Origin of the sequence: Nocardia sp. NPDC087230, from assembly GCF_044744725.1 — a bacterium.
In the GTDB taxonomy this organism is placed as follows: Bacteria; Actinomycetota; Actinomycetes; order Mycobacteriales; family Mycobacteriaceae; genus Nocardia; species Nocardia canadensis.
Genome location: NZ_JBIUYV010000002.1, coordinates 1,191,573 through 1,211,655, shown reverse-complemented (window position 1 = coordinate 1,211,655; position 20,083 = coordinate 1,191,573). Strand labels below are relative to the sequence as shown.

Here is a 20,083-nt window from a genome sequence, read left to right as displayed (position 1 = left end):
CGGGTACCCGAGTCCCAGGGCACGCCGGCGGGGATACCGTACGACTGGCGGCGCTGAGGTTCAGGCCCGTACCTGGAGCACGTCGTTCAAGGTGACCAGCGACAGGTTGCGCTCCTTGATGATGTCGACCAGCTGGCCGTAGCAGTGGGTGACCGGCGGGAAGTTCGCGTGGCCGATGACGATCGTCTGGGCGGCGAAATACTTTCGCGCGCACTCGATCAGGTACTCCTCGGTGATCAGACCCGAGTCCGACAGCGAGCCGTACCACATGGTCGGCACGGTGTAGCCGAGGTCCGCGGCCACCTTGTCGACAGTGGCGTCGTGATAGCCGAACGGTGGCCGGTAGAACGGCGTGCCGTCGACACCGAAGTTGTTGCGCAGGAAGGTCTTCGTGCGGCCGAGCTGGTCGGCGACCGCGCTCGCGCTGATCTTGGTGAGCGCGGCGTGGTCCCAGGTGTGGTTGCCGAGCTGGATCTGACCCGACTCCACCAGCGGACGCAGGGCGTCGCGGTGGATCGTCCAGGACTCGTAGTAGCCGGTGACGAAGAAGGTGAAGCGGGCGCCGGTGTCCTTGGCCCACTGCACGTAGGCGCCGACCACCTCGGGGCTGGCGCCGTCGTCGACCGTGAGCGCCATGCTGGAGCCCTGGCCCGGCAGCGCGGTGATGGTCTCGGCGGGGATGATCGACTTCGGCCCGCCGGGCGGCGGCGGGAGCTGCGGCTTGGCCGGGGCCGGCGGCACGGTCGGCGGGGCGGGGATCTCGCCACCCGAGCCCGCGCTCACAGCCTCGCCCTCGGCGGTGGCGCAGCCGGTCAGCGCCACCGCGCCGCCCGCCGCGAGCAACGCCAGCATTCGACGTCTATCCACTTACGACAACCCCTACTCGAAACAGGTGCACCGGACTCCGACGGCCGGGCACGACTCACAAACAGCGGGACCGTACCCACTGAATCCGGCGAGCAGCTGAACCGGCGGGCACATTCGGGCGAACTGCGACGACCCCCAGCCGCTTCGTTCACACGAGAAGCGAGGCTACCGAATCAGCCGCGTCCGTGTCGGCCTGGCCGCATGCTGATCGCAAACGCCGCCGTCCCGGCGGGATGGGGCATCGGTCCTGGTCAACGCGGTCGCAGCACGATCTCGGTGGGATGCCCGTCGCGCGGGGTGTCGACGGCGGCGCGGACCGCGCCCGCCACCGTCTCGGGGGTGAGGAATTCCTCCGGGCGGTACTCGCGGCCCTCGTCGGCGACGATAGCGCGCTGCATGTCGGTATCGATGCGGCCGGGGAAGATCGAGGTCACCCGCAGGGTGGGTTCCTCCAGCCGCAACGCGTCGGCGAAGGCGCGCAGACCGAACTTGCTCGCCGCGTACGAACCCCAGCCGGGATTGGCACGCAGACCCGCACCCGAATTGATCAGCACCACATGTCCGTTCGCGGCGCGCAGGGCGGGCAGCAGCACCCGGGTCAGCTCGGCCACCGCGATCAGGTTGACCTCGAGCGTGCTGCGCCACTGGTCGACCGAGGACTCCGCGACGGTCCCGAGGTCGGCGATGCCCGCGTTGTGGACGAGCACATCGAGGCGCTGGATCTCACTCGCCGCCGCGGCGACGGCCGGATAGTCGGTCAGCACCACCGGCCAGCCGGTCGCACCGGGCAGCTCGGTGCGGATCGGGGTGAGCGCCTCGGCGGAGCGAGCGCCGAGCAGCAGGTCGTGGGTCGGCGCGAGCTCCCGGGCGATCGCCGCCCCGAGTCCACGGCTCGCGCCGGTGATCAAAGCGGTCGGGGCCGGAGTACTGGTCACCGTCATGGGGCCCACGCTAGCGCCCGTATCGAGGTCACCACGCGGTGGTGGCGTCCACCTCCCGGCCGATGCCTACCTCAGAGCGTGGTGAGCAAGTGTCCAGCGAGGTGGGCATGGGGGGCGGTGCCGGCGAATCCGGCAAATCCGGCTGGGGGGGCATTTCGGCTGGATGTCCGTGTGGTTCGGGCGTAGATCGGCGGGTCACGCTAGTACCGTCGAGGCATGACCGATCCCCGGTACAACTACGGACCAGCTAACCCGCAGTATCCCCACGGGCAGGAGCCGCAGCCCCAACCGAAGGTCAATGTGGGCAAACTCTGGGCCGGTGGCATCGGCACCGCGGTCGTCGCCGCGCTGCTGGTGGTGGTCGCGATCATGCTGGTGCGCGGCGTGCTCGGCATCGCGATCCTCTCGCCCGAGGGCGCCGGCGCCTACGGCACGGTGTCGACCACCTCCTACGCGCTGGCCGCGGCGGGCGCGGCGCTGCTGGCGACAGCCCTGCTGATGGTGCTGCTGCTGGCCATGCCCAGTCCGCTGACCTTCTTCACCTGGATCTGCCTGCTCGTCACGGCCGTCGCGGTGATCCTGCCGTTCACCCTGGTCGCCGACATGGACGCCAAGATCGCGACCGCGGTGATCAACCTGCTCGTCGGGCTGTGCATCACCACCATGCTCAGCTCGGTCGGCTCGGCCGCGCAGAACGACCCGCGTCAAGTGGGGTACTGACCATCACAGGCCTGCCGGGATGCCATTCGGCCTGGTCGGTCGCAGAATAGACAGATGACAGACCCAGGGTTCACCCCCACGCAGCTCGCGGCCCGCGCCGCCTATCTCCTGCGCGGCAACGACCTGGGCACGATGACCAGCGCCGCGCCCCGCCTCTACCCGCACATGTGGAGCTGGGACGCGGCGTTCGTCGCGGTCGGGCTGGCGCCGCTGAGCGTGGAGCGCGCCGTCGTCGAACTCGACACGCTGCTGTCGGCGCAGTGGAAGAACGGGATGATCCCGCACATCGTCTTCGCCAACGGCGTCGACGGCTACTTCCCCGGGCCCGCCCGCTGGGAGTGTCGCAGGCTGGCCGCCAACGCACCCGACGGGCCCGACACCTCCGGCATCACCCAGCCGCCGGTGCATGCCATCGCGGTACAGCGCATCCTCGACCATTCCCGCAGGCACGGCCGTTCGACCAGGGCCGTCGCCGAGGAATTCCTGAACCGGCGCTGGCCGGATCTGGTGCGCTGGCACCGCTGGCTCGCGCACGCCCGCGACCCCAAGGAGACCGGACGCGTCACGCTGTACCACGGCTGGGAATCCGGAATGGACAACTCGCCGCGCTGGGATCGCGCCTACGCCAACGTGATTCCGGGCGAGGACCTGCCGCCGTACCGGCGCGCCGACACCGCCATCATCTCCGATCCCACCCAGCGCCCCAGCGACCGCGAATACGACCGCTACCTGTGGCTGGTCGAGCAGATGCGGCGGGCGAACTACGACGACTACCAGCTCACCTCGGTGATGAGCTTCGCCGTCGAGGACGTGTTCGTCTCGGCGATCTTCGCGCTGGCCTGCGAGGTGCTGGCCGATATCGGCGAGGAGTACAAGCAGCCGCACGCCGATGTCCGCGAGCTGCACGGGTGGGCCGACCGGTTCCGCAAGGGCGTGGTCGCCACCACCGACGAACGGACCGGCGCCGCCCGGGATTACGACGTGCGGCTGCAACGCTGGATCGGCACGGAGACGCTGGCGATGTTCGCGCCGCTGCTCTCGGGCGGGCTGCCCCGCCCGGCCGAACGCGCCCTGCTCAACACCTTCGAGGGCCCACGCTTCTGCGGTCACCCCGACCTGCGCTACGCGCTGCCGCCGTCGACCTCGCCGGTCTCCAAGGACTTCCGCCCGCGCGAGTACTGGCGCGGGCCGGTGTGGCCGGTGATGAGCTGGCTGTTCTCCTGGGCGTTCGCCCGGCGCGGCTGGGCCGAGCGCGCCTACATGCTGCGCGCGGAAGGACTGCGCCAGGCCAGCGACGGCAGCTTCGCCGAGTACTACGAGCCCTTCACCGGCGCGCCCCTGGGCAGCATGCAGCAATCCTGGACCGCCGCTTCGGTTCTCGACTGGCTCGGCTGAGTCAGTACTCCCCGCCGACGGCCCGCGGCTCGACGGTGATGCCGAGTTCGCGGGCCAGGGTGGCGGCCAGTGATTCCAGGTCACCGCCCTCGATGGTGGCGCCGCGCAGCGCGGTCAGTCCGTACACGCCGGTCAGGTCGCACTCCTCGAAACGCAGGTTCTGCTGCGGTCGGGCATCGCTGAACCGGGCGCCGGTGAGATTGCAGCGCTCGAACCGGACATTGCGGAACTCGGTGCGCTGGAAATCGGCCTGGCGCAGGTCGCAGTCGCGGAAAACGACGGTCCGCAGCCGGGATTCGGCGAAGGAGGCCAGATCCGCGCGGCTCGAGTCGACGAGCACGTCGCGCAGCACGCCCGCGGTCCAGGACAGTCCGGTGAGTCTGCCGTGCGCGATCTCGGTCTCGAACATCGAGGAGTCGTCGGCCTGCACGTTGGCGAGATCGCAGACGCGCAGGGCGGATTCGCTGACAGTGGCCTGACGCAGGGTGCTCGGGAAGCGGACGCTGTCGAACAGGCAGCCCTCGGCGGTGAAGCCGTGGACGTGGACCTCGGCGAAGTCGGCGCCGCGATACTCGACCGCGGCCGCGGTGCGATCGTCGGCCGGGTCGTCGGCCGAGGTCGCCGGTCGCAACCCGCCCGGTGCTGCCACCGCCGGCTCGAATCGCACCGCACGCTTGCGCGCCATCGCCCACCACTCCCGTCGTCGGATGTCGGCACCAAGATACGGGCACCCACCGACCGGTTCGGGTGTCCAGGCCGCTGACCGAGGGCGCGGCCAACTATTCGACAACACCTCATCAGTAACACTGGTCACACCCGTATCGATGACCTACGGTCGAGGGCCATGGACACCAAGCGCTGGAGTTCGACGGTTCGCCGCAGTTTCACCGCGCTGTCGCTGGTCGCGCTGGCCGGGCTCGTGCCCGTGCCCGCGCAGGCCGGGCCGAGCGGGCCCGATGTGTCGTCCTGGCAGCATGTGGACGGCCGGATGATCGACTGGCACGCGGTCCGCGCGGCCGGTCATCAGTTCGCGATGGTCAAGGCCACCGAGGGGCTGCACTACCTCAACCCGTACTTCGTAGCGGACAGCCTGCTCATGCGCACGGCCGGCATCGCCCGCGGCACCTACCATTTCGCCAGACCGGAGCTGCCGCCCGAACCGCAGGCGGCGCTGTACGCGACCACGGTCCTCGGCCAGAACGGACCGCTCGACCTGCCGCCGGTGCTGGATCTGGAGACCTCGGGCGGCCTGCCACCGGACGCGCTGATCGACTGGACGCAGCGCTACCTGAACACGGTTCAGGCCATCACCGGCCGTGCCCCGATCATCTACACCTACCCGAACTTCTGGAAGACGGCGATGGCCGACACCAGCCTGTTCACCCGCTACCCCCTGTGGATCGCCGACTACCGGGGCGAAGCCGAACCCGAAGTCCCCGGCAACTGGCCCGCCTGGACCTTCTGGCAGACCACCGACCGTGGCAGCATCCCCGGCATCGGCGGCGCCACCGACGTCAACGTCTACAGCGGCGCCCAGGGCGACTTCGCCCGCTTCGCCAACATGCCGAGCTTCGGCAGCAGCTAGCCGCCACGATTTCATCCGCAACGGGTGAGGTCGCGAGGCCGCCCAGCCGCGATCCTGCCTACGACGGCAGACGACGGAGGAGCGCGGGATGAGCATCGTGGTAGACGTGGACAACTTCACCCGGGTCGAGTCCGACACGATGATCCAGCGCATGCTGCCGATCATCGGCGGACTCGGCCTGTTCAAGCACGACCGTGAGCTCGCCCCACTGGACCAACAGCCGGTGATCCGCCAGAACCGCGACACGCTCTACTCGACCGCCATCGTCGCGCTCGTCGACGGCAGCGCCACGCTGACCGTCCCGGAGGCGGGCGAGCGCTACCTGTCGGTGATGGTGATCAACCAGGACCACTACATCAATCGCGTGTTCCACCGCGCGGGCACCTACGAACTGACGCGCGCGGACTTCGGCACCGACTATGTCGTCGTCGCCGCGCGAATCCTGTTCGACCCCAACGACCCGGCCGACCTCGCCGAGGTCCACCGGCTCCAGGACGGCCTGACCGTCGAAGCCGGACCGCAGCCCGCCTTCGACTACCCCGACTACGACGCCGCGAGCCACAAGCAGGTCCGCGACGCCCTGTTGGCGCTGAGCAAGACGATGGTCGGGTTCACCCGGGCGTTCGGCAGCGCCGAGCAGGTCGACCCGGTCCACCATCTGGTCGGTACGGCGGCGGGGTGGGGCGGCCTGCCCGATGCCGAGGCGTACTACCTCAATATCACCCCGGAACTGCCCGTCGGTGAGTACACGATGACTTTCCGCGATGTCCCCGCCGACGCCTTCTGGTCGCTGAGCGTCTACAACGGCGACGGCTACTTCGAGCCCGGCCCCAGCGGCATCACGAACGTGAACTCGGTCTTCGCCGCCCGCAACGACGACGGCTCCACCACGGTTCGCCTCGGCTCGACCGGTCCCGGCGTCGAGAACGGCATTCCGCTGCCCGCGGGCTGGAATCTCCTGATCCGCCTCTACCGCCCCAGGCTCGACGATCTCGCCGACTGGCAGGTACCGAAGGTCGAGCCTGCATGACAAACGCCACCACCAGAATATGGTCATACTTGTGACCATGAAACTGGCTGAAGCGAAGGCAACACTGACCGACTGGTAGCCGTCGACGACTTGGCATCGATGGAGGAACCATCGCGATCCTGTCCGATCCGGCAACGGTCGGCCGGTCGATCTCCTCGGATGCCGAACTCGCCCGTGGCGAGGTCGTGACCGAGGACGAACTGGCTCAGGCGATGGCAGTCCGCCGCGCGATGGCGCATCGAACCGCGTGATCTACCGGATCGACGACAAACGCAAGGTGGTCACGGTGGTCGACGTGACCACCGCCGTGATGTCTACTGGTCGTAGTCCGGAGTCCCAGAAAACGACGAAGCCGCTACTCGCCCAGTCGAGTAGCGGCTTCATCAGCGGGACGGGTGTCGGCTAGACGCCGATGCGGCCGCCGTTCTTCTTCCACACGACCGCGACGGCCGGGCGGGGCTGGGCCGTGCCGCCGTCGGGCCAATGGGACTGCGGGTTGTCGGGGGTGGCGTCGTCGGCCTCGCCCGGGTGCTGGACCGCGACGATGACGCGCTGCTCGGTGACGATCGGGCCGCAGGTCTCGGCACCCTTGGGGACGGTGAGGAACTGTTTGGTCTCACCGCGGTTGGGGCCGTCGAGGATCACCGAGAACAGGCCGTCGTTGGTCTTGAGGGCGTTGCCGTCGGTGGAGATCCACAGGTTGCCGTACGGGTCGAAGGCCAGGTTGTCCGGGCAGGAGATCGGGCTGACCTTGGTCTTGTCGAAGCCGGCGAAATAGGTGTCGGCGGCGGCGGGGTCACCGCAGACCAGCAGCAGCGACCAGGTGAAGTCGGTGCCGGTGTGGTTGTCGGTGAGCTCGAGGACCTGGCCGTTCTTGTTCAGCTTGCGCGGGTTGGCCTCGTCGACGCCCGGCTTGTCGTCCTTGGCGCGGTTGTCGTTGTTGGTCAGCGCCACGTAGACCTTGCCGGTGAACGGGTTGGCCTCGAAGTCCTCGGGGCGGTCCATCTTGGTGGCGCCGACCTTGTCGGCGGCCAGGCGGGTGAACACCGCGACCTCGGCGGCGCTCATGCCGTCCACCAGGGACTTGCCCTTGCCGTCGTCGCCGGTCTCGAGCAGCGGAATCCACTGGCCCTTACCGGTGAAGCCCTTGTCGGAGGGAACGGTGCCGCTGCCGTCGATCTTGTCGGGGTGGTCGCCGGTCAGCTTCGCGACGTAGAGGGTGCCCGCGTCGAGGATCGTCATGTTGTGCCGCATCGCCGAAGCGCCGGTGCCGGACTGGATCTTGCGCGAGGACACGAACTTGTACATGTAGTCGAACTTCTCGTCGTCGCCGGTGTAGGAGACGACGTCACCCTTGTCGGTGACATAGATCGAGGCGCCCTCGTGCTTGAGCCTGCCCATCGCCGAGTGCTTGACCGGCGTCGATGTGGCGTCCCACGGGTTCACCTCGACGACATACCCGAAACGGTTGGCCTCGTTGGGTTCCTGGCTCAGGTCGAAGCGCTTGTCGGTGCGCTCCCACTGGTTCGGGGTGCCGCCCTTGGGGAAGCCATAGCGCTTGACCCGGCCCTGCGGGTCGGAGGCCTTGTCGCCGTTGGCGAAGTAGCCGTTGAAGTTCTCCTCACCGGAAAGCACGGTGCCCCAGGGGGTCACGCCACCGGCGCAGTTGGCGAAGGTACCGAGCACCTTGGTGCCGGAGGGGTCGGCGCCGGTGACGGTGAACGCGCTGCCCGCGGCGGGGCCGGTGAGGGTGAACTCGGTGTCGGCGGTGACGCGGCGGTTGTACTTGCCGAAGACGGGGGTGAGCTTGCCGGAACCGGCCTCGCCCTTGACCTCGACGACGGTCATGCCGTGCGCGGCCTTGGTGATGGCGATCTGCTCGTCGGTCGCGGCGTCCTTGTTGTAACCGCGGAACATCATCGGGCCGGTGGTGTACTCGTGGTTGACCACGAGCAGGTAGCTGTTGGCCTGGCCCTCGATCGGCAGCAGCGCGGCGAAGTCGTTGTTGTAGCCGAACTGCTTGGCCTGCGCGGCCGCGCTCTGCTTGTCGAAGTCGAACGCGGGGGCGTCGGCGAAGATCGGATCGCCCCAGCGGAGCACGACCTGCTGCTCGTAGCCGTCCGGGATGACCAGCGCGTCTTCCTTGTTCGGCGCGACGGCGGTGAACGCCGTTCCGGTGCCGGGAGTGCCCGCCGGCGTCGGCGCCGGGGTGGTGGCGGTCTCGGCGGCGTCGTCGCCGCAGGCGGCCAGCGCGCCCGCCGCGCCGAGGGCGAGCACGGCGGCGGCGCCGCCCTTGATCAGGCCGCGACGGTTCAGGCCGCTGACGATGTCACCGAAGTAGGCGCCCTCGGACGTGTTCGGCGGCTCGTGGAAGCAAGCATTGCCACACTTGTATTCACAGGTCAGGGCGGCGCGTGCCGACTGGCCGTCGTGCTTGACGAACAGGGCGAGCGGTTTCGGACTCACGGTGACTCCTGAGTAGGTCGGACTTCGCCGCACGGTAGGCAGCCCAGGCGAGCCATCGGGAACGCGAAGATGAACACACGACCAAAACTCGGCGAGTGCTGTACTCGCCGAGTTCGGTGGGTTCGGTTGTCATCAGGCGTTGACCGGCAGGGCGATCACCACCTCCTGCTCGTTGCCGGGCAGGTAGTGCACCTGCAGGATCCGGCCGACCTGCACGTGGCCGATCGCCGACGGCGGCAGGAACTTCTCGGCGCTGGTCTGGAAGGTGCTGCCGTCCGGGCGGGTGACCACCAGGCCGAGGATGATCTCGGTGTACCCACCGCGGATCCGGCCGAGGACGTCGAGGCTGCGGACCACCGCCTGGGCGGCCAGGCCGCGCTCGGCGATGTCGAGCTTGCCGCGGGTGGTGATGCCCTTGCGGATGAGCGATTCGTTCATCGCCCGCTGCGCGGCACCGGAGTCACCGGAGCGGTCCACCTCGACCTTGTCGGTGCGGCCCGGCAGATACCGGACCGGCAGCACGACGCCGGGCTGCAGCAGCGCCAGCTCGGTGAGTGGCACGATCATCTTGGCGTGCGAGTCGAAGACCTTCCCGTCCGCGCCTTCGACGCGGAATTCGATCCGCACCTGCGGCTGATCGTTGACCGAGACCCCGGTCTGGCGGAACGAGGTGATGGTGCCGATGCCCACCTCGCCCTGGCGGAACTCGCCGCTGTTACGGCCGGTGAAAGCCTCCATGATGCCGTCGCCGGTGAAGGCGAAGACCATCGGCACGATGGTCAGGGCGATGATCGGCAGCGCCATCTGCGGGCCGACCCAGCCGAGCATGCCGCCGGTGAACTCGTCGGGGGTGTAGGTGAGGCCGTAGTAGAGGTAGTAGCCGATGGACAGGACCCCGAAGGCGACCGCGGCCGCGCGGAGCTTGGATTTCATGATTCCTCCTCGTGAAGTGGTGCGACCGGGTCGCGATCAGGTCAGGCGATCGTGGTGCAGGCGAAGGTGATGTCGAACTTCGCGGTGGCCGGGCCCGCCAGCGGGTTGGTCATGTCGGGGGCGCTGACGCCCTCGCCGGTGATGCGGAAGGTGTTGCCGTCCTTGGCGAGCTTGGCCGAGCCGCCCGGCTGGCCGTTGCCGTAGCCGACCGCGTAGGGCAGGCCGTTCGAGCCGCCCTGGGTGCCGGCGATCGCCACCGCCTGGACGGTGTCGCCCTCGACCGAGGCGCTGACCGAGAGGTTGCCGTAGGTGGCGTTGGCCAGGTCGGTCAGCGCGAGCGCCAGGGTGCCGCCCTGCTTGGCGCAGGTGGTGTCGAACTTGGCGGCGAATTCCTTGCCGTCGACGCTGGCGGTGGACTTGCCCGCGGCGGGCGCCGGGGCGGCCGAGCCGGTGCTCGACGGGGTCGAGCTGGTGCCGGAGTCGCTGCAGCCGGTGACGAACAGCGCGGTGGCGGCGGCGGAAGCGGCGAGGGCGGCGATCAGCTTGGTGTTCATGGTGTTTCCGTTCTCTCGGTTGAGCGGGCCGGTTCTCGGTGGCCCGTTGAGAGAAAGGTAGAAATCATCGGCGCCCTACCGATCCCAACTTTTCCGTGCGCCACCCGCCGGAAATGCCGTTAACCTGGTCGAATGCGAAGACCCCGCGCCCTGGTGCTCGACGAGGTGTGGCGCGGGCTCGACGGCGTCGACGCCTTGAGCGGGCCACAGGGCGGCCCGCTGCGCCGCACTGTGAAGCTGATCCTCGACCCGCTGGTCATCCGGCCCGTGCAGCATCCGCTGTGCGCGGGCACCGTGCTCTCCGCCGACGGCAGCACGCTGCTGACCTCGCTGGTGCTGGCCCAGTCCGACGTGCTGCGGGCCTGCGCCGAGTGGTTCACCGTGCTCAAGCAGGTGCGCCGGGCGCTGCGGATCACCGAGGGCAATGCCCAGGACCTGTACTTCCAGCGCTGTTTCGAACTGGCGACCGTGCACGGCGCGCCCGGCCCGGACGCGCGGGCACGGGCCGAGGCGATGCTGCGCGAGGTGCACGAGAGTACCGGCGGGCGCACCACGGCGGCCCTGAAAGACCATGTGACCGACCCGCATCGGCTGGTGGAGCTCACCGCGCTGCTCGACGTCGCCTGGAACCGGCGGCCGCTCTCGGAGTTCGGGGTCCGCGATCTGGCGCCCGCGCTGACCGAACTGCTCGAGGCGAGCACCCTGGCCCGCGACGGTGATCCCGCCGACGCGGGCCCTCTGCTCGACGAACTCGTCGAGGACCAAGCGGGCACCCACCGCGGCATCGCGCTGTGGCGCGCGCATCCGGCGCACGGCGCCGACGACCTCGGACTGACGATGCACACCTGTCCCCAGCGTCCCGACCTGGGCGCTTCGGCGTCGACCGCGAATCTCGGACTGCCGTTCGACCGCACCGTGTACGAGCGGGTCTTCACCGTGCTGCAAGGCAGTGTCGACCGCACCGATCTCCCGGACATCCCGGAGCTGGTCACCACGGAGATCTCCCGCAGTTGCTCGCCGTGGGGTCTGCTGGACGAATCGCTGCGGGTGACCGCGGCCGCGGGTTGCGAACTGGCACTGGGACTCTCGCCGATCACTACCTCCGACGATGGCGACACCGGGTCCTCGCGCGCCCACGAGGTGGTCAACAGCCGCTGGCGACGAGAGGCGTACGTGCTGCAGGCGCGGCGTTACGCGGTCCATGTGGTCGACGGCGCGACCGGCCCGCTGGCCGCCGTCGCCGCCGAACTGCGCACGCCGTGGCGTCCCTATCTGCGCAGGTTATGGGTCCGGCTGCACGGGCGCGACGTGCGGGAGATGCCGGTCTTCGAGCCGGGCGAGCTGTGGGACCTGCTCGACGGGGTCGCGCGCTCGGTGATCCTGGACCACCGGACCAGGGTGAAGCAGGCACTCACCACCCGGGGTGAGCACACGACGATGCGAGCGAGGGCGAGCTGATGACGACGATCCGCGTCCAGCGCGCGGCGGGCACCGTGACACTGATTCCCCAGGACGCGCCCACCACCCCGCCGACAGTGCTCGACGACACGCCCACCCTCGACGCGCTCGTGCTCGACGTGGTCGGCGGCCATCTGAGCTGGAGTCTGCTTGCCGGACAGCCACTTCCGGCAGCCGTGCTGGACGACCCGGACGCCGCGCAGGACTGGCTGTGGGCCGTCTACGGCGAGGAGGCCGCGCTCACCGTCGCAGACGGACAGCGACGCACCCTGACCGCGGCCCCGCTACGGCCCGACCTCACGGCCGCGCTGCGGCGACTCGCGTACGCGCACTGGGCGACTCGGTGGTGGCCCGCGTCGACCGTCGAAGGCATTCCCGCACTCGATCCGGTGCTGCTGGCCGCCGATGTCGAGGAGTTGACCGAGGCATGCGATATGGCGCTCGACGTCGAAGTGCCGACATCACTCGACCGCCTGGCCGGATTCGGAGTATCCGATCGGACGTCGGCAGCGAATTCGGTAGCGGCGGAGGACCCTTCCCGAGGCGGCGGCGGGCCGAGCGGGTCAGCGGATTCGACGGGGCAGGAATGGCCCGGTCTCCGGGCCGAGCAGTCCGACACCGGGCCGGGGTCCACCCGCGCGGACGATTACGCGCTCGCCGCGGGCGGTGCCGGCGAAACCGGCGGCCTCGTGTTCGCGCGCGGCAGTGGTGAATGCGACTGGCGTCGGTGTCCGCCCGGCCTCCTCGACGCGGGCGGCGGCGCGGTGTCGTGGCAGGTCCTGCGGACGGACGGAGTATCGACTGTGCAGGTCAGCGTGGTCGCGGCACCCGGTTGCCCGCGCGAGGTGCCCGCGCATCTGCGCCCGCACGCACGCATCACCGCCGGTACCGAGGTCGCCGAGGTGGCGTTGCGACGCCGAGGTGACGCCTGGGTCGGCACGGCCCCAGTCGGCGAGTTCCTCGGCCGCGAACTGACCGTCGACGTCTTCGTGCCCGGTGTCGGACCGGCGGGCCCGCAGCCGGACGAGGCACCCGCGCGCGGACTGATCCGGGACTTCGCCCGGCAGCGGCTCACCGGATCGTCGACCGGCGAACCGCTGCTCGGCGCCGAAGCCGTGGCCGCCGCGGATGATTCGGACTTCTGATGCTCGCGGCGAATCCCCCGATGTCGAGCGCCGCGACGGCGCGGGCCACGACAGCCGAACGCGACGACCGTCCCCGACCGAGGCGAGGTAGCAGATGGCAGCGGTAGGCAAGACCTCCGACAAGGACGATGCCCAGCTCACCGAGGGGTACGAGGCGTATCAGCGCGGCGATCTCGTCGGCGCGCTGGCGATCTTCGAGCGGGTGGCCGACGGCGCGGCGCCGCGGTTGCGCAGCGCGGCGCTGATCAATGCCGCGAGCATGGCCGACGAGATCGGCGAGCATCGGCGCTCGGTCGAGTTGTTCCAGACCGCGCTGGCCGTGCTGCCCGAGGACGCGGCGCACCAGCGGCCCGCCGCCCTGGTCAACCTGTCGCAGGCGCAACAGCATCTCGGTGAGCTCGACGCGGCGCAGCAGTCGCTCGAGCAAGCGCGCGAGCTGCTCGCCGACACCACCGACCAGGGCATGGTCCGGGTGGCCTGCCTGCTCTCGCTGACCGCGGTGGCGCTGCACCGCGGGCAGTGGGCGCACGCCGCCGAGCTGGCGCACGAATCACTGGGCGCGACCGAACGTTTCGCGCCGGGACTGGCGGGCCATCCGTTGATGAACCTGGCCGCGAGCTCGTTCGAGACCGGCAGGCACGAGATGGCCTTCGACTTCGCCCGGCAGGCGATGAGCGCCTTCGCCGCGACCGGCGATCAGGCCGCGGTCGCCGAGGCGTCGCAGAACCTGGCGATCATGCTGGTCAGGGCGGGGCGCTACGACGAGGCCGAGGAGCCGCTGCGCTCCAGCCAGGAATTCTTCGAGGGCGCCGAGCTGGGGCACTGGTCCGGAATCGGCTACAAGACGCTGGGTTTCCTCGCGGAAGGCCGCGGCGACTACGTCGCCGCGCGCACCCACTACCTGCGGGCACTGGATCGTTTCGACAGCACCGGGGTGGTCCTCGACGCCGCCGACGTCCGGTTGCGACTGGCCACCGTGCTGTTCGCCCTCGGCGACCCGCGGCGCTGCGAGGAGCTGCTCGCGGCGGCCTTCGCCGAGTACTCGGCACACGCCCTCGGCCTGCACTGCGCCCAGCTCGACTACTGGCACGCCGAACTGCTGCACACCGCGATCGAGCGGGCCACGCACCCGGATCCGGCGCTGGTCGCGCAGGGGGTCGGGCTCGCGGTGCCCGCCGCGCTGGCGATCGACGCGGTGCGCCACACCCTGCCCAACGGCAACCAGCGCGAGCACTGGCATCGCGCCGTCGCCGCGCCTGCCATGCGGCTGGCCTTCCGCTTCGCGGTGCTGTCCGGGGACGGGCAACTGGTCAGCGATCTGATCGACACCCAGTGCGCGGGAACGAGTCTCGATCCGGCGGCCTTCGACGACACGGTCACGCCCACGCTCGGATTCGAATTGCTCGACGCCCCCGACGAGGAGCCCGTCTTCGCGCCCGCGCTCCAGCTCGGCGCGGCCCTCGCCGACGTCGCCGCCGCCGCGGGCATTCCCGTCGCACCACCGCCGCGATTGTCCGACGACGGCCGCATCGTGCTGTCGGACTTCATCTCCTACGCCGAGCGACGCTACGCGCGGCCGGTGCGCGATGACCGGGTGATCACGCTATGAACGCCCCGACCGCCGTGATCAGGATGGCCGACGCCGGCGATGTCTACGTGTCGTGGCGGTGGGACGACGACACCGCCGCCCGTGGCGTCGGTACCCTGCCCAGGGATCAGGTTCGCGAGGTGCTGCGGCTGCTGGGCGACGCGGTCCCCGACCCGGCGCGTCCCGACGAGCTGCGGCGGGTGATGACCGAGGGCGCGCTGGCGAACCCCGCCGCGGAAAAGAACCTGGCCCAGGCGCTTTCCCGGGCCCTGCTGCCCTATGGGCTCGCCGTGCAGCTCTACGAGCTGTCCCAGCGCGGCATCCGGCCGCACCTGCGAATCCAGCCCTCGCCACGCCTGGCGCAGGTGCCGTGGGAGATCATCGCGCCCGATCCCGAACTCCGGCTGCTCGATATCGCCGATGTCAGTCTGCTCGCGCCCGCCTCGGTGGTACACGCGCCGGAACGGGTCGTGCGTCGCTGGACCGAGACCGCCGATCTACCGGTCGTCGCGGTGCTCGATCCGCGCGTGCCCGGCTATCGGGCGGACTCCGAGCTGGGCTCGGTCCTCGGCAGGCCGAGCGCCGACACCCTGGTGGCCCAGCATTTCAGCCGCTACGACGGCAGGCTGGTCCCGCACGTCGGCGATCCGGTCGCCCTGTTCCGCCGCACCGACACCGACCGCGAGTGGCTGTCCACGGCGCTGCGGGCCGGCGCCAGCCGACTCGTCTACGTCGGCCATGTCACCGCGCCGCCGCCCGAGTCGGGCGAGAGCGAGCACGCCGAGCTGCACCTGAGTTGCACCGCCGACGCACGCGGCCTGGCGACCCCCACCCGCACCCATCGTCCGCTGTCGGCCAAGGACCTGCTGCTCGGCACGCACACCATCGACCCCGCCCCCACGGCCGGCCGCGCGCTGTGGCCGATGCCGAGCCGGGTCGCCCTGATCGCCTGCGAGAGCGGCGGTGACCTGCGCTTCACCGAGGCCCTCGGCCTCACCACGGCCGCGCTGTCGGCCGGCGCGGAACTGGTGACCGCCACCCGGTGGCCGCTGCCCACCGATCACGCCTTCCACACCTTGACCGCCGCCACCGGGTCTCCGTTGCAGGCCGCCATCTGCGCCGTCGACACGGCGCACGATTCGTCCACACCGGTCCCCACGCTGCTGACCTGGCAGCGGGCGCGGCTGGACGCGTGGCGAGCTGACCCGGCCCCCGAGAACTCACCGCTGCTCTGGGCGGCCTTCGCCACCGTGACCGACTGAGGACCTACTCGGGCAGGCCGAGGCCGGCGGCGAGCACCGGCCACGACCGATGGAAGGCGTCGCGCCAGTAACCCCACGAGTGGGTGCCGGTGGCCTGGCGGTCGAAGGTGGCCGGGATGCCCAGCTCGCCGAGCCTGGTCTCCAGATTGCGGGTGCACCAGTTGACCGCGGCCTCGATGACGCCGCCGACGATGAGCTGATTCGCCAGGCCGGCCGGGGTCGGGTTCATCATGTACGGATCGTCGACGCTGTCGTGCGGGCCGGGCAGACCGGAGGAATCGGAGACGAACAGCCTTGTGCCGCGCAGTTTCTCGGCGTGCAGCACCGGATCGTTGGCAGCCCACGCCGGGTCGTCGTCGGCGCCGTACATATTGCGCACATCGCCGCCGCCGTAGGTCTGCACCACCAGCTTGGTGAACTGCTGACCGATCGGATCGGCGATCTGCGCGCACCCGCTGTATCCGGCGACGGACTGATAGAAGCCGGGCCTGGCCTCGGCCAGCTGGAGCACGGCCGTCGCGGTCATCGAGTTCGCGGCGATGGCGTTGACGCCGTTGGTCCCGAGGGCCTGATCGACCAGCGGCGGCAGCTCGTCGAGCAGGAAGGTGCGCCATTTGTTGCGGCCCAGCGTCGGGTCGTCGCGCTGCCAATCGGTGTAGTACGCCCAGGCGCCACCGATCGGCATCACCACGTTGACGTCCTTGGTGGCGAGGAAATCGCCGACGTCGGTGTTCTGCCACCAGGTCGCCCGGTCCTCGCCGCCGCCCGCGCCGTTGAGCAGGTAGAGCACCGGTCGCGGCCGTGAGGCGTCCTTCGGTCGCTGCACCTTGATCGTGACGGCCTTGTTCATCGCGGCCGAGAAGACCAGCATGCTCAGATCGCGCTCGCCGATCCGGCTGGAGACGATGTGCGAGCCGTCGGCCGTGGTCGGCGTCGCGAGCAGCTTCTTCGATTCGACGATCGGATCACCGCCCTCGGCCAGGCCGTTGCCCGCGCCGAGGACGGTGGCGCATACCGCCAGCACGCACGCGGCGGTCCCCGAAGCCAGTGCGCGCCTGATTGTTCCGACCATCCGCCGAGCTCTCCCCAGAAACTTGAATCGGCAGACATTCGGTTGACCGCCAGGACACCGAACAGTATCCGGCGGGTGCTCGGCCGTCGAGCCGACAGTATTGCGGGCGCGCGACGGCGGTCAGCGGATCAGTGGTCGTCGTAGTGACCGTCGTGGGCCGCGTGCCGGTGGCCGTCGTGGATGTAGTCGACGTGGTCACCGTGTGGCACCGCGACATGCCCGCATCCGGGGCCGTGGACGTGGTCGTGGGTGGAGTGCTGGACGTGTGCTGTGGTCTCGCACTCGTCGAAGTGGCCGTCGTGTTCGCGGTGCAGGTGGCCGTCGTGGACGTAGTCGACGTGATCTTCGTGCGGAACCGCGACATGCCCGCAGGTGGGGCCGTGGACGTGGGTGTGTTCTGGATGCTCGACATGTGCCGTTGTCATCGGTGCTCTCCCTGTACTCGTACCGGTCGATTCACGCTGGAACACCCTCGACATTAACAGTTGCGCATGTGTTGCCATAACCGCGTTCGACCTGGTCAGAGGACCTGGTCGAGGAAGCGGCGCAGGCGCGGGGTCGCGGCGTCGTCGAACACGGCGTCGGGGGTGCCGGTCTCCACGACGACGCCCTGGTCCATGAACACGACGCTGTCGGAGACGCTACGGGCGAAGCCCATCTCGTGGGTCACCACGATCATCGACATGCCGCCCGAGGCGAGGTCGGCCATCAGCGCGAGCACTCCCTTGACCAGCTCCGGGTCCAGCGCCGAGGTGGCCTCGTCGAAGAACATGAGCTCCGGCTTCATGGCCAGCGCGCGGGCGATGGCCACGCGCTGCTGCTGGCCGCCGGACAGCGCGGCGGGCCTGGCGTCGGCCTTGCCGGCGAGCCCGACGATCTCGAGCTGTTCCAGCGCCAGCGCCCGCGCCTGCTCGGCCGACAGCCCGCGCAGCTTGCGCGGGCCGAGCGCGACATTGTCGGCGACCGTCTTGTGCGGGAACAGGTTGAAGTGCTGGAAGACCATGCCGATGCGCTGACGCAGCTTGTCGGGATCGTCGCGCAGCACCGACTTGCCGTCGAGCAGCACGTCGCCGGAATCGGGCTCGTGCAGGCGGTTGAGCACCCGCAGCAGGGTCGACTTGCCCGAGCCCGACGGGCCGATGACGGTCGTCGCGTGGCCGGCCTCGACGTGGATGTCGACCCCGCGCAGGATGTGGTTGTTGCCCAGCGTCAGGTGGAGGCCGGTGCCGGTCAAGGAGGCACTCATGCGCCGCGTCCTTCCGTGATGACAGCCTGCTCGATCGGGTCGGCGGGCGTCGGTTTGCCGGTGCGCATCCGCCCGTCGATGTAGTTCACCAGGTGGGTGAGCGGGATGGTCAGCACGAGATACATCAGGCCCGCGGCGACCAGCGGGGACAGGTTGCCGGTCTGGGCGTTGAGGTCGCGGCCGACAGCGAACAGCTCACGCTGGGAGGCGAGCAGGCCGAGGAAGTAGATCAGCGACGAGTCCTTGATCAGCGCGATGAATTGGTTCATCAGCGCGGGCAGCACCCGCCGCACCCCCTGCGGGATCACTACCAGCGTCATCGCCTGCCGGTAGCCGAAACCGATGGCGCGGGCGGCTTCGAGCTGGCCCGGCTCGACCGACTGGATGCCGGAGCGGAAGATCTCGCCGATGTAGGCGGCCGCGAGCAGCGCCAGCGCGATCGCGCCGAGCCAGTACGGGTTGCCGCCGGTGATGTCGCGGACGACCGGGCCGATGCCGAGGCCGATCAGCAGGATGATCACGACGGCGGGCAGACCACGGAAGATGTCGGTGTAGACGCGGGCGGGCCAGCGCAACCAGCGGGTGCGCGAGATCCCCATCACCGCCAGGATCATGCCGAGCACCGTGCCGAGCACGCCCGACACCAGCGCCAGGATCAGCGTGTTCGGCAGGCCGGTCTTGATCAGATCGGGAAAGGCCTTGCGGTACAGGGACCAGTCGAAGAACGTGTCCTTCAACTGCTGCAGGGTCGACTTCTGCACCGCCTGCTCGGCCTGCCCCGGCTCCTGCGCCGCGGCGATCGCGGCGAAGTCCGGAAGTTGCGGGGCTGGCACGGCTTTGGAGCCGGGCTTCCAGCCCGGCGGCAGTTCACGCGGCACCCAGTCCTCGTAGAGCCGGGCGTAGGTGCCGTCGGCGATCACCGCGTCCAGGCCGGAGTTCAGCGCGTCGATGAGCGGCTGATTGTTCTTGGCGACGGCGTAGCCGACGAAGTTGTCCAGGCTGAAGGTGTTCTCCGAGACCACGATTCCGTCGCCGGGCTTGATCGCGCCCTCGGCCTGGGCCGACGGGGCGACCCAGGCGTCGACCTGGCCCGACTTCAGATTCGCGTAGGCGGTGTTGTAGTCGGGGAACTTCACCGGGTCCAGCTTCAGCTGGTTGACCACGAACTCGTCCTGCACGGTGCCCTGCACGACCGCGATCCTGGTGCTGCCGCTCAGATCACCGAAGCCCTTGATGGCGCTGCCCTGCGGCACGACCAGCGAGAAGTAGCCGAAGTCGTAGCCGTTGGTGAAACCGACCAGCTCCCGCCTGGCGTCGGTGGTGGTGATGTTCGACGAGCCCACGTCGAACCGCTTGCCCGAGACCTGTGCGAGCAGACCGGCGAACTCCGTACCCGAGAACTCGACCCGCAGTCCGAGCTTCTCGCCGATAGCCCTGAGCAATTCGTTGTCGAAGCCGGTGAACGTGCCCTGCCCGTTCACGCAGATGCTCGGCGGCGCGTCCGACAGGGTGCCGACGCTGAGCGTCCCGGGATTGAGCAGTCCGAGCTTGCCGGTATCGATCGACTCGATCGGCGCGGTGGTCGCGGTGGTGTAGCGATCGGTGCCCGCGGTCGCCGAGGAGGCGAGGTTGGTCGGCGCGGCCGTGGCCGCGCTCGCGCCCGGTGGGGAACACAGATCACGGGTCGCCGTGTCACCACTGTCGCCACAGCCGGTCGCGGCCACGCCGACGAGCAGTAACAACGCGGCTAACCGCGCCCGGGTTCGCACAGCACGCACACCTGCCATGGCGATAGACCCTAGCCGCAACCTTGCACGGCGA

General features: G+C 69.7%; 19 protein-coding genes. 9 read left to right on the top strand and 10 right to left on the bottom strand.

What is annotated here, in order from left to right; translation table 11 throughout:
- Window positions 1-60: 60 nt before the first annotated feature.
- A complete protein-coding gene (locus ACIO52_RS11810) occupies window positions 61-852 on the bottom strand; it encodes a polysaccharide deacetylase family protein (protein WP_218718553.1) in 792 nt (263 codons plus the stop codon).
- 266 nt (window positions 853-1,118) lie between these two features.
- The gene (locus ACIO52_RS11805; protein ID WP_218718554.1) at window positions 1,119-1,808 is read right to left on the bottom strand and encodes an SDR family oxidoreductase; all 690 of its coding nucleotides are present in this window, start codon (window positions 1,806-1,808) and stop codon (window positions 1,119-1,121) included.
- A gap of 216 nt (window positions 1,809-2,024) precedes the next feature.
- On the opposite strand from ACIO52_RS11805, the gene ACIO52_RS11800 reads away from it, so the two are divergent.
- Both ACIO52_RS11800 and ACIO52_RS11795 read left to right on the top strand, forming a co-directional pair.
- Window positions 2,025-2,528: a DUF6069 family protein gene (locus ACIO52_RS11800; protein WP_218718555.1), complete on the top strand. Its 504-nt coding sequence runs from the start codon at window positions 2,025-2,027 to the stop codon at window positions 2,526-2,528.
- 54 nt (window positions 2,529-2,582) lie between these two features.
- On the top strand, window positions 2,583-3,923 hold the full coding sequence (locus ACIO52_RS11795; RefSeq protein ID WP_218718556.1) for an amylo-alpha-1,6-glucosidase: 1,341 nt from the start codon (window positions 2,583-2,585) through the stop codon (window positions 3,921-3,923).
- Window position 3,924: 1 nt separating this feature from the next.
- Here the strand turns inward: ACIO52_RS11795 and ACIO52_RS11790 are convergent, their stop codons facing one another.
- Window positions 3,925-4,608, bottom strand: a complete 684-nt coding sequence (locus ACIO52_RS11790; protein ID WP_402643428.1) for a pentapeptide repeat-containing protein — start codon at window positions 4,606-4,608, stop codon at window positions 3,925-3,927.
- A 159-nt stretch (window positions 4,609-4,767) separates the two neighbouring features.
- On the opposite strand from ACIO52_RS11790, the gene ACIO52_RS11785 reads away from it, so the two are divergent.
- From ACIO52_RS11785 to ACIO52_RS11775, 3 genes are all read left to right on the top strand, one after another.
- Complete coding sequence (locus tag ACIO52_RS11785) at window positions 4,768-5,508, top strand: glycoside hydrolase family 25 protein (protein WP_316573023.1); 741 nt, start codon at window positions 4,768-4,770, stop codon at window positions 5,506-5,508.
- 88 nt (window positions 5,509-5,596) lie between these two features.
- Complete coding sequence (locus ACIO52_RS11780) at window positions 5,597-6,538, top strand: DUF1214 domain-containing protein (RefSeq protein ID WP_402643425.1); 942 nt, start codon at window positions 5,597-5,599, stop codon at window positions 6,536-6,538.
- 247 nt (window positions 6,539-6,785) lie between these two features.
- Window positions 6,786-6,944, top strand: a complete 159-nt coding sequence (locus ACIO52_RS11775) for a hypothetical protein (protein WP_402643423.1) — start codon at window positions 6,786-6,788, stop codon at window positions 6,942-6,944.
- Here the strand turns inward: ACIO52_RS11775 and ACIO52_RS11770 are convergent.
- The 3 genes from ACIO52_RS11770 to ACIO52_RS11760 all read right to left on the bottom strand — a co-directional run bounded on the left by ACIO52_RS11770 (window position 6,941) and on the right by ACIO52_RS11760 (window position 10,491).
- Window positions 6,941-9,004: a PhoX family phosphatase gene (locus ACIO52_RS11770; protein ID WP_218718561.1), complete on the bottom strand. Its 2,064-nt coding sequence runs from the start codon at window positions 9,002-9,004 to the stop codon at window positions 6,941-6,943. The two genes, ACIO52_RS11775 and ACIO52_RS11770, sit on opposite strands and share 4 nt — an antisense overlap.
- A gap of 132 nt (window positions 9,005-9,136) precedes the next feature.
- The gene (locus ACIO52_RS11765; protein ID WP_402643420.1) at window positions 9,137-9,937 is read right to left on the bottom strand and encodes a hypothetical protein; all 801 of its coding nucleotides are present in this window, start codon (window positions 9,935-9,937) and stop codon (window positions 9,137-9,139) included.
- 41 nt (window positions 9,938-9,978) lie between these two features.
- Window positions 9,979-10,491 carry a lipoprotein LpqH gene (locus ACIO52_RS11760; protein ID WP_218718563.1) on the bottom strand — a complete coding sequence of 171 codons (513 nt, stop codon included), beginning with the start codon at window positions 10,489-10,491 and terminating at the stop codon, window positions 9,979-9,981.
- Between the two features lie 132 nt (window positions 10,492-10,623).
- On the opposite strand from ACIO52_RS11760, the gene ACIO52_RS11755 reads away from it, so the two are divergent.
- From ACIO52_RS11755 to ACIO52_RS11740, 4 genes are all read left to right on the top strand, one after another.
- Window positions 10,624-11,949 (top strand): hypothetical protein, encoded by a 1,326-nt coding sequence (locus tag ACIO52_RS11755; protein WP_316573026.1) that lies wholly within the window; start codon window positions 10,624-10,626, stop codon window positions 11,947-11,949.
- The gene (locus ACIO52_RS11750; RefSeq protein WP_402643417.1) at window positions 11,949-13,094 is read left to right on the top strand and encodes a hypothetical protein; all 1,146 of its coding nucleotides are present in this window, start codon (window positions 11,949-11,951) and stop codon (window positions 13,092-13,094) included. Before ACIO52_RS11755 ends, ACIO52_RS11750 begins: the two co-directional genes overlap by 1 nt.
- A gap of 94 nt (window positions 13,095-13,188) precedes the next feature.
- Window positions 13,189-14,703, top strand: coding sequence for a tetratricopeptide repeat protein (locus ACIO52_RS11745; protein ID WP_402643414.1), 1,515 nt, complete (start codon window positions 13,189-13,191; stop codon window positions 14,701-14,703).
- Window positions 14,700-15,944: a CHAT domain-containing protein gene (locus tag ACIO52_RS11740; RefSeq protein ID WP_402643411.1), complete on the top strand. Its 1,245-nt coding sequence runs from the start codon at window positions 14,700-14,702 to the stop codon at window positions 15,942-15,944. Before ACIO52_RS11745 ends, ACIO52_RS11740 begins: the two co-directional genes overlap by 4 nt.
- Before the next feature lie 4 nt (window positions 15,945-15,948).
- On the opposite strand, the gene ACIO52_RS11735 is transcribed toward ACIO52_RS11740, so the two are convergent.
- From ACIO52_RS11735 to ACIO52_RS11720, 4 genes are all read right to left on the bottom strand, one after another.
- Entirely contained in the window at window positions 15,949-17,016 is a 1,068-nt protein-coding gene (locus ACIO52_RS11735; protein ID WP_342800557.1) for an alpha/beta hydrolase family protein, read from the bottom strand.
- Between the two features lie 128 nt (window positions 17,017-17,144).
- Window positions 17,145-17,441: a hypothetical protein gene (locus ACIO52_RS11730; RefSeq protein ID WP_218718568.1), complete on the bottom strand. Its 297-nt coding sequence runs from the start codon at window positions 17,439-17,441 to the stop codon at window positions 17,145-17,147.
- 95 nt (window positions 17,442-17,536) lie between these two features.
- Window positions 17,537-18,262, bottom strand: coding sequence for an amino acid ABC transporter ATP-binding protein (locus ACIO52_RS11725; RefSeq protein WP_218718569.1), 726 nt, complete (start codon window positions 18,260-18,262; stop codon window positions 17,537-17,539).
- Window positions 18,259-20,049 carry an ABC transporter substrate-binding protein/permease gene (locus ACIO52_RS11720; RefSeq protein ID WP_402643407.1) on the bottom strand — a complete coding sequence of 597 codons (1,791 nt, stop codon included), beginning with the start codon at window positions 20,047-20,049 and terminating at the stop codon, window positions 18,259-18,261. The genes ACIO52_RS11725 and ACIO52_RS11720 overlap by 4 nt, the downstream gene beginning before the upstream one ends.
- Window positions 20,050-20,083 lie beyond the last annotated feature (34 nt).

Bases quoted from the DNA above. Each gene is read 5' to 3' on its own strand.
- ACIO52_RS11740 (WP_402643411.1), top strand. From the start codon at position 14,700: ATGAACGCCCCGACCGCCGTGATCAGGATGGCCGACGCCGGCGATGTC.
- ACIO52_RS11725 (WP_218718569.1), bottom strand. From the start codon at position 18,262: ATGAGTGCCTCCTTGACCGGCACCGGCCTCCACCTGACGCTGGGCAAC.
- ACIO52_RS11785 (WP_316573023.1), top strand. From the start codon at position 4,768: ATGGACACCAAGCGCTGGAGTTCGACGGTTCGCCGCAGTTTCACCGCG.
- ACIO52_RS11745 (WP_402643414.1), top strand. From the start codon at position 13,189: ATGGCAGCGGTAGGCAAGACCTCCGACAAGGACGATGCCCAGCTCACC.
- ACIO52_RS11765 (WP_402643420.1), bottom strand. From the start codon at position 9,937: ATGAAATCCAAGCTCCGCGCGGCCGCGGTCGCCTTCGGGGTCCTGTCC.
- ACIO52_RS11790 (WP_402643428.1), bottom strand. From the start codon at position 4,608: ATGGCGCGCAAGCGTGCGGTGCGATTCGAGCCGGCGGTGGCAGCACCG.
- ACIO52_RS11730 (WP_218718568.1), bottom strand. From the start codon at position 17,441: ATGACAACGGCACATGTCGAGCATCCAGAACACACCCACGTCCACGGC.
- ACIO52_RS11800 (WP_218718555.1), top strand. From the start codon at position 2,025: ATGACCGATCCCCGGTACAACTACGGACCAGCTAACCCGCAGTATCCC.
- ACIO52_RS11780 (WP_402643425.1), top strand. From the start codon at position 5,597: ATGAGCATCGTGGTAGACGTGGACAACTTCACCCGGGTCGAGTCCGAC.
- ACIO52_RS11755 (WP_316573026.1), top strand. From the start codon at position 10,624: ATGCGAAGACCCCGCGCCCTGGTGCTCGACGAGGTGTGGCGCGGGCTC.
- ACIO52_RS11720 (WP_402643407.1), bottom strand. From the start codon at position 20,049: ATGGCAGGTGTGCGTGCTGTGCGAACCCGGGCGCGGTTAGCCGCGTTG.
- ACIO52_RS11750 (WP_402643417.1), top strand. From the start codon at position 11,949: ATGACGACGATCCGCGTCCAGCGCGCGGCGGGCACCGTGACACTGATT.
- ACIO52_RS11760 (WP_218718563.1), bottom strand. From the start codon at position 10,491: ATGAACACCAAGCTGATCGCCGCCCTCGCCGCTTCCGCCGCCGCCACC.
- ACIO52_RS11810 (WP_218718553.1), bottom strand. From the start codon at position 852: ATGCTGGCGTTGCTCGCGGCGGGCGGCGCGGTGGCGCTGACCGGCTGC.
- ACIO52_RS11805 (WP_218718554.1), bottom strand. From the start codon at position 1,808: ATGACGGTGACCAGTACTCCGGCCCCGACCGCTTTGATCACCGGCGCG.
- ACIO52_RS11795 (WP_218718556.1), top strand. From the start codon at position 2,583: ATGACAGACCCAGGGTTCACCCCCACGCAGCTCGCGGCCCGCGCCGCC.
- ACIO52_RS11735 (WP_342800557.1), bottom strand. From the start codon at position 17,016: ATGGTCGGAACAATCAGGCGCGCACTGGCTTCGGGGACCGCCGCGTGC.